Here is a 13,206-nt window from a genome sequence, read left to right as displayed (position 1 = left end):
GTCAGCTTCCTGTGCGTGCCGTGCGCGCGCCGCGCGCTACCAGCGCTGCGCGCAGCGCCCCGGGCAGTTTGTCCTTGATCCGCGCCAGCAGCGTGGTGTCCCTGGCCGCGGCGGCGCGGTAGCCCAGCCGTACCAGCAGCTCGGCCAGCGCGCGCACGTAGGGGCAGTGCGGGTCGTCGTCGGTCAGCACCGCGCCGCGGTTCGTCGCCAGCACCAGCGCCTCGCGGCTGTCCGGCAGCGTCGCCACCGATTCCACGCCGACGCGCCGTGCGATCTGCGCGGCGTCCACGCCCAGCCGCGCATCGAAGCGCGACACCAGCAGGTGCAGGTCGTCGCGCTCGACTTCGCGCGCGCGCAGCTCATGCACCAGTTCCGCCGCCGAGACGATCGCGCCCACGCTCTGGTCCGCCACCAGCACCACGCTGTCGGCCGCCTTGACGATCTGCGCGGTGAACTCGGCATTGCCGAAGCCGCCCAGGTCGACGATCTGCAGGTCGAAGAACGCGCGCAGGCGCTCGAGCAGGCCGAGCGCATCGGCGTACGAGATGTCGCGCAGCTCGCCCAGCGCCGCCGGCAGCGGCAGCACGCACACGCCGTTGGCGTGGCGCGTCAGCGCGGTCTGCACGAAGACCTGGTCGAAGCGGCGCAGGTTGCGCACCGCCTCGACGAAATGGAAGCCCGGGCTCAGGTTCAGGTAGAGCGCGCCGTCGCGCGCCGGCAGGCCCAGGTCGGTCAGCAGCACTTCGGCGCGGGCGTCGGTCTTGGCGTGGCGCGGCAGGTGGCGGCGCGCGGCGGCGGCCAGGTTGACCGCCAGGCTGGTCACGCCCACCCCCGCGCGCGCGCCCAGCAGCGCCACGATCTTGCCCTGGCGCGCCGCCTCGGCCGGGCGCACGTGCTCGCTCGGCACCGCCAGCCGCTTGACCACGGCCTCGGCCTCGGCCGGCGCGTCGCGCAGGTCGATAAAGTCCTTCACGCCCGCGCGCAGCGCGGCCAGCATCACGCCGGGATCGCCGGCGTGGCCCACCGCCACCAGCGGCAGGCCTGGAAACAGCCGCTGCAGCTGCTCGGCCAGGCGCGCCGACGGCGCCGCCAGTTCCGCCGAGAAATGCAGGAACACCAGTCCCGGGCGCAACTCGGAGACGCGCTCGATAAAGCCTTCCTGGGCGCCGCCATCGGCCACCAGCGTGCCCAGCGCGCCGATGACCCGGCCCAGCCAGTCCCTGACTTCGCCCTGCGTTGCGTGCAACAGAAAATAGTCCATCTCTCCGCCTCAAAAGCTGTTGGCCATGCCAGCCGGCATGGCCGGCGGCTATTTCGAGAAACCCGGCAAGGTCGGGTCCGCGTATTCACCCAGCACATACCAGCCCCACACATTGGGACTGGCGTTGGTCCGGCCGTCGGCGCCGACGGCCTGCGCCGCCGACGCGTTCTTCGCCATCGGCTTCACCAGGCGCGGCGTGACGACGATCATCAGCTCGCGGTCTTCCTGGTGGAAGTTCAGGTTCTTGAAGAACACGCCGATCACCGGCAGGTCGCCCAGCACCGGCACCTTGTTGACGTTGCTGACGGTGTTGCGGCTGACCAGCCCGCCGATCACGAAGCTCTCGCCATCGCCCAGCTCGACCGTGGTGTCGGCGCGGCGCGTGACGATGGCCGGCACCACCGCGCCGTTGATCGAGATGCCGCGCGACGGGTCGAGGTCGCTGGCCTCGGGCGCCACCTTCAGCGCAATGCGGTCGGCCGACAGCACCGTGGGCGACACCGTCAGCCCGATGCCGAACGGCTTGAACTGGATCGTGGTGGTGCCCAGCGCCTGCGGCACCGGGATCGGGATCTCGCCGCCGGCCAGGAAGCTGGCGCTCTGCCCCGACAGCGCCACCAGGCTGGGCTCGGCCAGCACGCGCGCCAGGCCGTTGGCCTCCAGCAGGCTGATGTTGGCGAAGATGCCGTGCGTGAGCGACGCTGCCACCAGGTTGAAGGCATTGCTCATCGGCGACGCGATGTCGGCGCTGAAGCTGCCGGGCGCGCCGCCGCTGCCCGGCGTGAAGGTGAACTTGTTCAGCGTCGACGGCGAGAACGTGCCGAAGGCAAAGCCCGAGTTGTTGCGGAAAAAGTTGATGCCGACTTCCTTGAGCACGGTCTTGCTGATCTCCACCACCTTGACATCGACCTGCACGGTGCCGCTCAGCGGCACCGTGGAGCGGTCGACCACCAGGCCCGGCTTGCCGTCGGTCTTGCCGGCGGTGGCCGCGCGCGCCGCCGCCTGCGCGCGCGCGGCGGCATACGCGTCCGGCGACTGGCCGGTGATGGTGGCGCCGGCTGCCGAGTAGCCCAGCGTGGCGCCGTTGGCGTCGGGCGCGATGGCGTCCACCTGCACGCTGTAGGTCTGCGGCTCGGCGCTGCCGCGGGTCCACACCATCACGTCGGTCACGCCGGGCTGCCTGGCCACCAGCAGCACGCTGGGCGCGCCGCGGGTGCGCAGCACCAGCGCATCGGCCACCGCGGGGTTGCCCACCGCCACGCGCTCTACCGGCTGCGCGCTGCGCAGCTCCTTCTGCGCGCCGGCCATCAGGCGCAACTGCCGCGCCGGGGCGGCGTCCTGCGCCTGCGCACGCGGCGCCAGCGCGCACCATGCGGTGGTGGCAAGCATGGCGGCGAGCGTGAACTGCATCAGCCGGCGGCGCAGCGTCGCGGCATGGGAGGGATGGGCTGGAGTCTTCTGGATTGGCATGCGATGGGCGCCCACGTTCTTATTCGATCTCGCGCTTGCCGGCGCGGATCACTTCCACGCCAGCGCGTTCTCTGACTTGTGCCGGCGCCGGCGGCGCGGCCACCTGCAGCGGGCGCGGTGCCGGCGCTGCCGCCGGTGCGCGCACAGCGGGTGGTCCGGTGGTGGCGGCCAGCCCGGACAGCAGCACGCCCGCCGTGGCCTTGTCGGTGGCGGCGCGCGGCGGGTCGGCGGGAACGCCGGCGCGTGCGGCCAGCGCGGGCGGGGGCTCGGCAAACAGGCCGTCGCTGGGCATGGCTTCGTCCTGCGGATTGCGCAGCGCCAGCATCAGGCGCCCGGAATGCTGCGCCATCGCCAGCCGGCTGACCTGTTCCAGCGGCACCGACAGCACCGCGGTCTTGGCGCCTTCCTGGCGCGCCATCATCTGTTCCGGCCTGGCCGCCTGCGGCCGGTTGACCGAGGCCACGCCGTAGGCCAGCACGCGCAGGCGCGACAGCAGCATGCGCGCCTGGCTGTCCGGGATTTCCTGCTGGTCGCGCCGCAGCACCAGGAACACATCGACATAGTCGCCCGGCTGCACCTGGTTGCCGACGCCGATGACTTCATCGACCGACACCGCCACCGCGCGCTCGCCTTCCGGCACCTGCGCGGCCAGGCCGGACAGCAGCTGGCTTTCCAGCACCGGCACGTTGGCGCCCAGCGCCACCAGCGGCACCTGCCCGGTCACGCGCGCCACCTCGCGGTAGGCGCCGGCGGGATCGATCGGCAGCATCTCGACCTTGAGCGCTTCGGCATCGAGCGGCTTGCCGGCTTCCGCCGGGCGCGTGGTCACCACCACCGGGTGCAGCGGCCTGGCGCCCGCCGATGGCTCGGGCCGGGCCGGCTGGCGTCCTACCTGCCATGCAAGCAGCGCCAGCAGCAAGGCCAGGCCGAGCAGCACGATGGCCAGTAATCGGATCTGCTTGCTGGTCATGCGGAAATCCTTGGTTCGGGCATGGGGCGGTTCGTCATGCGCATCAGATGTCTGGAGAGAGCTGGACCATGGCCGAGCCCGACAGCGCGGCCGGCAGCGGCACCATCGGTACCGCGGGCATGATGTTGGTGGTGGTCAGGGTCAGCGTGACCTGGACGCAGACGTCGGCCGAGCCCGCCGCGCAGGGCACGGCCGCGGCGACGCCGGCGGTGGGGATCAGGTCACGGAGGGATGCGGGTAAGGTGCCGCGCGCCATCGCGGCCGCGGCATCGACACGTGCCTGCTGCGTGGCGGCGAGGCTGGTGCCGGAAACCCCTGCGGGATAGCGCAGCGCGGCGCGCGCGCCTTCCTCGGCGGCCAGCGTCAGCACCTGCTGCAGCGCCAGCATCACGCCGTAGTACACGATGCCGATCACGATGGTGATCAGCACCGGCGCCACGATGGCAAACTCGATCGCGGCGCTGCCGGCACCGTGGCGGCGCCGGCTGATCTTCCTGTTGGCCCCTGCATGCAGCAACATCTGAAACCCCGGTCTCTTGGTGTCCTGCCGCGCCGACCGGCGGCGCGGCCTGCCGGCCTCAAGCCATTGCGGCTATCGGCCCGCAGCCATCCAGGCCAGCACGCCCACGGCCAGGTACGCCGCATACGGGATGCCCCGCGCCAGCGAAAACTGCGCCGTGGAAAGTGATGGGTCCTGGGAATGCAAAGCGTGATCCGTCGCCGGCGCGCGGCGCGCCAGTGCCAGCGCCAGCAGCGCGTGCACCAGCCCGAGCAGGCTGCCGACGACCCATGCCACCACCAGCCCTTGCGGACCGGTGAACAACCCCGCCACCGTCAGGAACTTGACGTCCCCTGCGGCCATGCGCCCAAGGGCGTAGACCGGCAAGGTGACGGCAAGACCCAGCCCCGCGCCGATCAGGCGCGCGGCCAGCGGCGGTTCCGCGGCCTGTCCGGCGAGCAGTGCCAGCCCGAGGGCCAGTACGGCAAGCGCCAGCAGGACGTTGGGAACACGCCGGTGGGCGAAGTCTGTGTAGAGGGTCGCCGCGCAGAGGAGCGCGGCAATCACGGCGCCTTACGTTGTTGGCTTGCCAAGCATGGTCACGACCTTTTCGCCAAGGCTCTTAAAGCCATCGCTAAGGTTGTTGCCAAGTTGGGTAGCGCCTGCGGCGACTGCGAGGGCAACGAGCCCCGCAATCAGCCCATATTCAATAGCGGTTGCCCCCCGCTCATCTTTAATAAAGCGTGCAATGAGTCGTTTCATGATTTGACACTCCCGAAGTGATCTGATGCCGCGATCACGCTTCCCCCGTTCGATTATCACGGTGCTCTGCTGGCCCGCTCTTTTATCGACTGTTCACGCTTGCTGCGCTTTTTTTATAAGACATGGTATGTCTCAACCATACCCCTCCCTCGGGTGATAGTAATGACCCGAAGGGGTTAATACCCGCGTTTGAATCGACCCGGCACGCGCTGGGTCGCAGTTTTTTAAAGAGCAGGCAGGCCGGCGTAAACCGGCCTGCAGCCTGGCCAGGCGGGCATTCAGCCGCGCGGCCAGCGGGAATAAAAAGATGCGCTGCGACGGGGTGATGAGCGACAGCGCACCGTGAAAACACCTATGCGGGTTGAGACATTTCAGTGGAGCAATCCGCCCAGGATCGGCAGTTGCGGCTTGCTGTCGCCACCGCCCGAACCGCCGCCGGCGCTGCCGCCGACACCGCTCTTGATGCCGCCAACCAGGCCGGTGACCGGGGCCAGCAGCGCACCGACCGGGCCCAGCGCGCCGCCGCCACCGGCACTGCCATCGCCGCTGCCGGGCTTGAGCAGCGGCAGGTTGCCGAGCAGGCCGCCCAGCGCATTGCTACCGTGGCCGCCATCGCCACCCTGGCCACCCTGGCCACCACCGGCCCCCACCAGCGGCAGGTTGTTCAGCAGGCCGCCCAGCGGGTTGCCGCCGGCCTGGCCGTTGCCGTTGACCAGCACGCCGACCGCGGCAACGGTCTTGCCGGTCTCGGTCACCACGCCGCCGAGCGGCGCCACCACCGGCGCCTGCGTGTTGCTGAGCATGCTGCCGCCGGTGGCCACGGTATTGCCCACCTTGTAGAGCAGGCCGTCGACCGGTCCGCCCAGGCGCGTGACCGCGCCCAGCGTCTGCGTGCCGTCGGTGACCTTGCTGGTCAGCGGCACGATGACCTTGCTGAGCGAGTTGGTGACCTGCGCGACGGCACCATCGGACAGCACCGTCTGCAGCTTGTCGCCGCCGCCCTGCACCACCGTGCCGACCTTTGCGACCAGCCCGCCCACCGGCGTGGTCAGCGGTGCCAGCGGCGCCAGCTTCTCGGTGCCCAGGCCCTTGACCAGCGCGCCGCCGCTGACCACGGCGTCGCCCACTTCGCGCACGACGTTGCCGGTGCTGGACACGGTGACGCCGAGCGGGTTGTCGACCGAGCCCATCTGGCCCAGCCCGTCGCGCACGCCGGCGCCGAGCGCGCCGACCGCTTCGCCCGCATTGACCACCACCCCGCCCGCGCCCTTGCGCGCGTCAGTGGGCAGCAGCGGCAGCGGTGCGTCCTGGATCGACTTGCCGATCTCGCTGACGGCATTGCCCGTTGCCACCACGGTGTTGCCCGCGCCTTCGGTGACCTTGGCGGTCGGCGTGGTTTGCGCGGCGGCGGGCGGCGGCGGCGTGACCGGCGTGTCGGCGCCGCCGCCGCTGGGCTGCGGATTGGCGCCGCTGCCGCCGCCGCTCGACGAGCAGCCCGCCATCAGCAAGGCAAGGGCGGCCACGCCGGCCGCGGCCAGCGAGGTCATGGAAAGCGGTGCGGGATGCTTGGTCTTCATTGTCCTTCTCCTGTCTGGTTGGCCACGGCGCTGCCGGGGCCGTCTTTTCTTGTGAACCGCATGGAATGCCGACGAGCCCCCCCTGTGTCCCGCTTTGTTCGCCCGGCGCGCCATCCCCATCAGTCATGGCAGCACGGTGGAACGCGAAATCGTCGGCGCGTCGGGATAGCGAATGGCAAGGCGCGTGCCAGCGCGGCAAGGTGCGCTGGCGCGCAGACCGGCGGGCCGCTTGCATGCCTTGTGCGGCGCGGGTTGCAGGGCGGAACCGGGTAGCGGCGAAGCGCGCGCAGGCAGCGTCGCCGCAGGGGCCAGACGTGTTACGTGCTACGTAACGTGTTCCGGGCCTGCGGGAACACGCAGCGCCAGCACGGCGGGCGCGCGGCGGCGGGCTTCGCACCGCCTGGCCCACGCGGTTTTGTTCCCCGCGCACGACACACGTTACGTAACGCGTAACACGCCGCCCCCTTCACGCAGACCCTTGCGCCGATCCCGCGGCGATCGCTTCGATCCGCGCACAGGCCGCGTGCCGCAAGGCTTCGCGGGTAGCGCACCCGACTTTGGCGGGGTCTGTTCGGTAGGGCGCCAAAGGGCTGGCATACCGATTGCGCCATCACCGTCACCGCCGCACGCAGAAGACGAACGCGTTGCGCGGCCGAGCGATTGAAACGACGGGAATGAGGGAACAGATCATGCGCAAACAACAACTCGCCGTAACGGCACTCCTCGCAACCCTGCTGGCCCTGGGTGGCTGCGCCAGCGGCAGCGGATCGACGTCGATGGGCACCAGCGATACCGCTGGCACTGGTGGCGGCACGAATGGCGGTACCAATGGCGGCACCACGGGCACCGGCGGCGGCACCGGCGGAACCGGAGGCGGCACTGACGTGGCCGGCGGCGGGACCGGAGGCACGGGCGGCACGGGTGGCGGTACGGGCGGCACTGGCGGTGGCACCGGTGGCACTGGCGGGGGTAGTGGCGGTGGCAATGGCGGCGGCAATACCGGCGGTGGCGAGACGCCCACCGCGCTGACGCCGACGGCCACGGTCATCAACAACGCCGGCACGGTGCTGGGCAATACGGGCAGCACCGTCAAGGATCTTGGCAACCAGCTTGGCAACGCCAACCTGCCGCTGCTGCCTGGCCAGACCCAAGGCGGCCTGGGCGGCGTGGTCGGGTCTACCGGCGACGCCGTGGGCGCGCTGGCCACGGGCCTGCAGTCCGGGCTGGGCAGCATGCCCAATTCGGCCAATCCGGTCGGCACCACGGTCGCCAGCACCGGCAACGTGGTGACTGAAGTGGGCAAGGCGGTGACCCACGCGGGCACCGCGGTGAGCGGGCTGGGCACGGGCCAGCTGGCACCGCTGGCGCCGCTGACCTCGCCGCTGGGCGCGGTGGTCGGCACGCTGGGCAACACCGTGAGCAACACCGGCCAGACGCTGACCTCGGTGCTGTCGAGCGGCGCGGTCGAGCAGGTCACCATCACCACCAGCAAGCTGATCGTGCCGATCACCTCGCAGCTGACCAGCACGACGCAGTCGCTGGGCGCGGCGACCGGCCTGGGCACGCCGACCGCCGGCCTGCTGGCGACGGTGGGCGGCGCGCTGGCAACGGCGGGCAGCAAGCTGCAGCAGACCAACACGCCGGTGGTCGCGGGCGTCGGCGGCGTGGTGAACGCCACCGGCACCACCGTGGCTTCGCTCGGCGGCGCGGTGAACGGCCCCGCCAGCGGCGGCGGCCTGGGCGCGCTGGGCCCGGTCCTGGCACCGGTAACTTCGCTGGCCGGGGGGCTGACGGGGGGTGCGGGCGCTGGCGGCGCGGGTTCGCCGCTGGCGCCTGTCACCGGCCTGGTCAGCACTGTCACCGGCGGCCTGACTTCGGCCACGGCCAACACGCCGCTGGCGCCGGTCACTTCGCTGGTCAGCGGCGCGGTGGGCGGCCTGGGCAGCGCAACCGGCGGCACCGGCGGTTCGCCGCTGGCACCGGTCACCAGCCTGGTCGGCAGCGTCACCGGCGGCCTGGCCTCCGCCACGGCGAGCACGCCGCTGGCGCCGGTTACTGGCGCGGTGAGCGGCGTGGTGAACGGCGTGGTCGGCGGCGTGGTGGGCAGCGTTGGCGGCGCCACCGCCGGCACCGGCACCGCCAGCGCGCTGGCGCCGGTCACCAATGTCGTCTCCGCCGTCACCGGCGGCGCCACCGCCACCACGGGCAGCACCACCGGCAAGGGCACGACGACCGGCCCTGCAGGTGGTCCGTTGGGTGGCCTGGTCGGTGGCTTGCTCGGCGGCCTGACCGGCGCGCTCGGCCAGAAGTAATCCTGCCTTGACCGCTGCCCCGGCGATCGCGGGATCGCGGGCAGCGGTGTTCACCAGATTCAACGTAGCGGCCACGCGCTGGACCGGCAGTATCGGCCAGCAGGCGCCCGGGGGTAGCGGCAATCCCCACGCCGGTGGCACGCGACGTCAATAGCCGCAGTGTTTCTTACAGGGGTTTTGCCATGCGTGCACGTCATCGCGTTGCCGCGCTGCTGGTCGGCGTCGGCGCGTTCCATCACGGCCTGGTCCAGGCCGATCCGCGCAGCCCGGTCCAGGGCGATCCCACCCAGACGCTGCCCAAGATTGCACCGGCCCGGCCCGACAGCCGCGTGACCGTGCAGGTCGAGCGGCCGCAGCCCGCCATGCAGGATCTGCTGAACGCGCGCCTGACGCCGCGGCGCTTCCGCATCGAGGGCGCGAAGACGCTGCCGTTCGACGAAGTGGCCGCGCAGTTCAAGCCGCTCGCCAACCGCGAGATCACGGTGGCGCAACTGCTGGAAGCCGCCAATGCGGTAACGCAGATGTACAAGGAGCGCGGCTACCCGCTGTCGTTCGCGTTCGTGCCGGCGCAGGACTTTGCCAATGGCGATGTGCTGGTCACGGTGGTCGAAGGCTACGTCGCCAAGGTCACGGTCACCGGCAAGGCGGGCCCCGCCGAGCGCCGGCTGCGCGCCATCGCCGAGAAGCTGCAGCAGGACCGCCCGCTGCGCCAGGACCGCTTCGAGCACTACGTCAACGCGCTGGCGCTGCAGCCCGGGCTGCAGGTGGCAGCCACGGTGCAACCGCCGACCACCACCGACGGCGCCTGCGAGATGGTGCTCGAGGTCAAGCGCAAGCCCTTCACCTTCGGCACCGGCATCGAATACATGTCGCCGGGGCTGCGCGCCATCGCCACGGCAACCACCAACAGCCTGACGCCGCTGGGCGAGCAGATCTCGGTGTCGGCGCTGTTTCCCAAGGGCCGCGACAACGAGGAGTACTACGCCGCCAGCTATGCCCAGCCGATCGGCACGGAAGGCATGGTGGCGCGGCTCAATGCCTCGCACTACCGCGGCGTGCCGCAGAACGCAACGCTCGAGCCGATCGGCTTCAACCCGCGCTATGTCAACGACACCAAGCGCATCGGCGGCACGCTGAGCTATCCGCTGCTGCTGTCCAACGCGCATACGCTGACGCTGACCGGCGGCGTCTACGGCGCCGACCAGTTCGAGCGCTATACCCATGCCGCCACCGGCACGCGCGTCACGCTCGGCACCAATGTGCGCGTGGCCACCGCCGAGCTGACTTACCTGCAGCGCGGCGAAGGCGTCAGCCGCAACGCCACGCTGGGCCTGTACAAGGGCTTCGATGCGCTGGGCGCGAGCCGCCAGAACAACATCAACGACCTGAGCTTCTTCCGCACCCGGCTGCTGCTGTCGCAATCGAAAGACCTGCCCGCCGGCTTTGGCCTGACCGTCGCCGCGGCCGGCCAGTACAGCGGCGACCGGCTGGCCTCCGGCGAGCAGATCAGCTTTGGCGGACGCTTCTTCGGCCTGGGTTATCCCGCGGGTGAAGTCGCGGGCGACAAGGGCTGGGGCGCGTCGGCGGAAATCAGCCGGCTGTTCCTGCCGGACCTGACCTACCTGCGCACGGTCCAGCCCTACGTGTCGGCCGACGTGGCGCGCGTGTATTCCAACAGCGTGTCGCTGTCGCACCGCAGCCTGTCGTCGGTGGCGCTGGGCGCGCGCTTCTCGGACCGGCGCTACTACACGCTGGACCTGTCGCTGGCGCAGCCGGTCGGGGACAAACCCACCAATGCCAGCCGCCGCTCGCCGCGCATCAACATGATTTATTCCTACCAGTTCGACTGAATACTGGTTCCTGAAGGGTTCCCTGCACGGCCGGCGGCAGTTCTGCGCCGGCCGATTTTTTTGGACGAGCGGCCGTCGGAGCCGGCCAACGGTCGCGTGCCGCAATTCCGCAACACTCCCGCTCACCGGTGTCCATGTACGCCATTGTCTGCATTGACCCGTCAACGCTAATCAAATGATAATCCTTCTCATTATTGTTCCACCTTCATAACAAGAGGTCAAAGTGCAGTATTCGGCAGTCATAACAAAAAAGAGCCACGGGAAGCTGGGTGCCATTCCACGATTGACCAGCATGGTCGGCGCCGCGGTCGCCGCCGCGCCGGTTGCCGCGCAGGAGGCGCCCAAACCGGTCAACCTGCCGCAGGTCACGGTGACCGGCGACAGCGGTTTCAAGGCGGAAACCTCGTCGTCGATCAAGAACCCCGAGCCGCTGCGCGATACGCCGCGCTCGATCACGGTGATTCCGCAGGAAGTGATCCAGAGCACCGGTTCGACCACGCTGACCGACGTGCTGCGCACGGTGCCGGGCATTGCCTTCGGCGCGGGCGAGGGCGGCAACCCGGTCGGCGACCGGCCGTTTATCCGCGGCTATGACGCGCAGGCCAGCACCTTCCTCGATGGCTTCCGCGATATCGGCGCGCAATCGCGCGAGCTGTTCAATGTCGAGAGCGTCGAGGTGACCAAGGGCCCGGCCGGTGCCTACGACGGGCGCGGCTCGGCCGGCGGCAGCATCAATATCACCAGCAAGGCGCCGAAGCTGGGCAATTTTGCCGAAGGCAATATCGGCGTCGGCAATGCGCAGTACGTGCGCGGCACGGCCGACGGCAACTGGCAGTTCGCCGACCACGCGGCGTTCCGCCTCAATGCGATGTTCCACGACCAGGACGTCGCCGGCCGCGACGCCGTGCACCAGAAGCGCTGGGGCGTGGCGCCGTCGGTGGCGTTCGGGCTGGGCACCGATACGCGCCTGACGCTGTCGTACTACCACATGCAGACCGACGACATGCCCGACGTCGGCATCCCGTACAACAACCCCGCCTTCGTCGCGCGCCGCGACGGCCTGCCGCGCACGCGCCAGATGGGCGACGGCTCGCCGGTCAACGTGCCGCGCAGCACCTACTACGGCCTGCTGGACCGCGACTTCCGCAAGGACCAGGCCGACATGGGCACGATCCGCTTCGAGCATGATTTTTCGCCGGCGCTGAAGTTCCGCAACCAGACCCGCTTCTCGCGCACCAACCAGGACTACATCTACACGCAGCCTGACGACAGCAAGGGCAACATCTACTACGACCTGCTCTGGCGCCGCGTGAACACGCGCTATTCCACCGCGCGCACGGTGGCCAACCAGACCGACCTGTCGGGCGAGTTCCTGACCGGCGCGATCAAGCACAAGTACGTCTTCGGCGTGGAGTTCTCGCAGGAAAAGAGCGAGAACGACAGCTACAACGTCGCCACCGGCAACAGCGCCTGCCCCACCGGCGCGGGCGCGGCCGGCGGCTACAACTGCACCACGCTGCTCAACCCCAACCCGAACGACCCGTGGGCCGGCAGCATCGCGCGCGCCAACAACCCGACCAACGCCAAGACCAACACCGCGTCGGTGTACCTGTTCGACTCGGTCGAGCTGAACAAGCAGTGGATCGTCAACGGCGGCGTGCGCCTTGACAGCTACCGCTCGAGCTTCACCGCGGCACGCGCGGCCAACGGCTCGCGCGCCGAATACTCGCGCGACGACAACCTGTTCAACTACCAGCTTGGCGTGGTGTACAAGCCGGTGGAAAACGCCAGCTTCTATGTGTCGTACGGCACCTCGTCGACGCCCGCGGGCGCGTTCCTGGCGCAGGGCTCGGACCCCAACGGCCTGGCCCCGGACCGCAGCGGCAACCGCGGCGACCAGCTGGCACCCGAGAAGAACCGCTCGTTCGAACTGGGCACCAAGTGGGACGTGCTGAAGAACCGCCTGGCGCTGACCGCGGCGATCTTCCGCATCGAGACCACCAACGCGCGCATCGTGCAGCAGGACGGCACCGCGGCGATGGCCGGCAACAAGCGCGTGGACGGCTTCGAGCTGGGCTTCTCCGGCAACGTGACCGACAAGTGGGCCCTGTTCGGCGGCTACACCCACCTGAAGAGCGAACTGCGCAACAACGGCGGCGCCGGCGCTGCCTTCGGCCTGACCGACGGCCAGTCGTTCCCAAATACGCCGGACGACAGCTTCAGCCTGTGGACCACGTACCAGCTGCTGCCGAACCTGACCATCGGCGGCGGTGCGTACTACGTGTCGAAGATCTGGGGCAACGAGGGCACCAACAAGTGGGTGCCGTCGTACTGGCGCTTCGATGCGATGGCCGCATATCGCATCAACAAGAACGTGGCGCTGCAGCTGAACGTGCAGAACCTCACCGACAAGACCTACTACAGCCAGGCCTACACCTCGCACTACGCGACGGTGGCGCCCGGTCGCACCGCGGTGCTGAACCTGAACCTGCGCTACTGAGCGCG

The 13,206-nt window shown here is 69.9% G+C and carries 10 protein-coding genes; 3 read left to right on the top strand and 7 right to left on the bottom strand.

Annotation, left to right across the window (positions count from 1 at the left end; all coding sequences use genetic code 11):
• Window position 1: 1 nt before the first annotated feature.
• The 7 genes from CBM2594_RS16050 to CBM2594_RS16020 form a co-directional block, all read right to left on the bottom strand.
• Window positions 2–1,261, bottom strand: coding sequence for an AAA family ATPase (locus CBM2594_RS16050; protein ID WP_116357839.1), 1,260 nt, complete (start codon window positions 1,259–1,261; stop codon window positions 2–4).
• 48 nt (window positions 1,262–1,309) lie between these two features.
• Window positions 1,310–2,731 carry a type II and III secretion system protein family protein gene (locus CBM2594_RS16045; protein ID WP_116357838.1) on the bottom strand — a complete coding sequence of 474 codons (1,422 nt, stop codon included), beginning with the start codon at window positions 2,729–2,731 and terminating at the stop codon, window positions 1,310–1,312.
• 19 nt (window positions 2,732–2,750) lie between these two features.
• Window positions 2,751–3,701, bottom strand: a complete 951-nt coding sequence (cpaB, locus tag CBM2594_RS16040) for a Flp pilus assembly protein CpaB (RefSeq protein WP_116357837.1) — start codon at window positions 3,699–3,701, stop codon at window positions 2,751–2,753.
• Between the two features lie 43 nt (window positions 3,702–3,744).
• The gene (locus tag CBM2594_RS16035) at window positions 3,745–4,221 is read right to left on the bottom strand and encodes a TadE/TadG family type IV pilus assembly protein (RefSeq protein WP_116357836.1); all 477 of its coding nucleotides are present in this window, start codon (window positions 4,219–4,221) and stop codon (window positions 3,745–3,747) included.
• Window positions 4,222–4,293: 72 nt separating this feature from the next.
• Window positions 4,294–4,767: a prepilin peptidase gene (locus CBM2594_RS16030; protein WP_116357835.1), complete on the bottom strand. Its 474-nt coding sequence runs from the start codon at window positions 4,765–4,767 to the stop codon at window positions 4,294–4,296.
• Window positions 4,768–4,773: 6 nt separating this feature from the next.
• Window positions 4,774–4,962, bottom strand: coding sequence for a Flp family type IVb pilin (locus CBM2594_RS16025; RefSeq protein WP_116357834.1), 189 nt, complete (start codon window positions 4,960–4,962; stop codon window positions 4,774–4,776).
• A 371-nt stretch (window positions 4,963–5,333) separates the two neighbouring features.
• Window positions 5,334–6,539 carry a collagen-like triple helix repeat-containing protein gene (locus CBM2594_RS16020; protein ID WP_116357833.1) on the bottom strand — a complete coding sequence of 402 codons (1,206 nt, stop codon included), beginning with the start codon at window positions 6,537–6,539 and terminating at the stop codon, window positions 5,334–5,336.
• Between the two features lie 689 nt (window positions 6,540–7,228).
• Here CBM2594_RS16020 and CBM2594_RS16015 point away from each other — a divergent pair.
• The 3 genes from CBM2594_RS16015 (at window position 7,229) to CBM2594_RS16005 (ending at window position 13,201) form a co-directional block, all read left to right on the top strand.
• Entirely contained in the window at window positions 7,229–8,851 is a 1,623-nt protein-coding gene (locus CBM2594_RS16015) for a collagen-like triple helix repeat-containing protein (protein ID WP_116359642.1), read from the top strand.
• 182 nt (window positions 8,852–9,033) lie between these two features.
• Entirely contained in the window at window positions 9,034–10,701 is a 1,668-nt protein-coding gene (locus tag CBM2594_RS16010; protein WP_116357832.1) for a ShlB/FhaC/HecB family hemolysin secretion/activation protein, read from the top strand.
• Window positions 10,702–10,993: 292 nt separating this feature from the next.
• A complete protein-coding gene (locus tag CBM2594_RS16005; RefSeq protein WP_232346641.1) occupies window positions 10,994–13,201 on the top strand; it encodes a TonB-dependent receptor in 2,208 nt (735 codons plus the stop codon).
• Window positions 13,202–13,206: the final 5 nt, after the last annotated feature.

Source organism: Cupriavidus taiwanensis (assembly GCF_900249755.1).
Taxonomy (GTDB): Bacteria; Pseudomonadota; Gammaproteobacteria; order Burkholderiales; family Burkholderiaceae; genus Cupriavidus; species Cupriavidus taiwanensis_D.
Note: the sequence above shows the minus strand (reverse complement) of the source record. Positions and strands in the feature narration are given on the sequence as shown.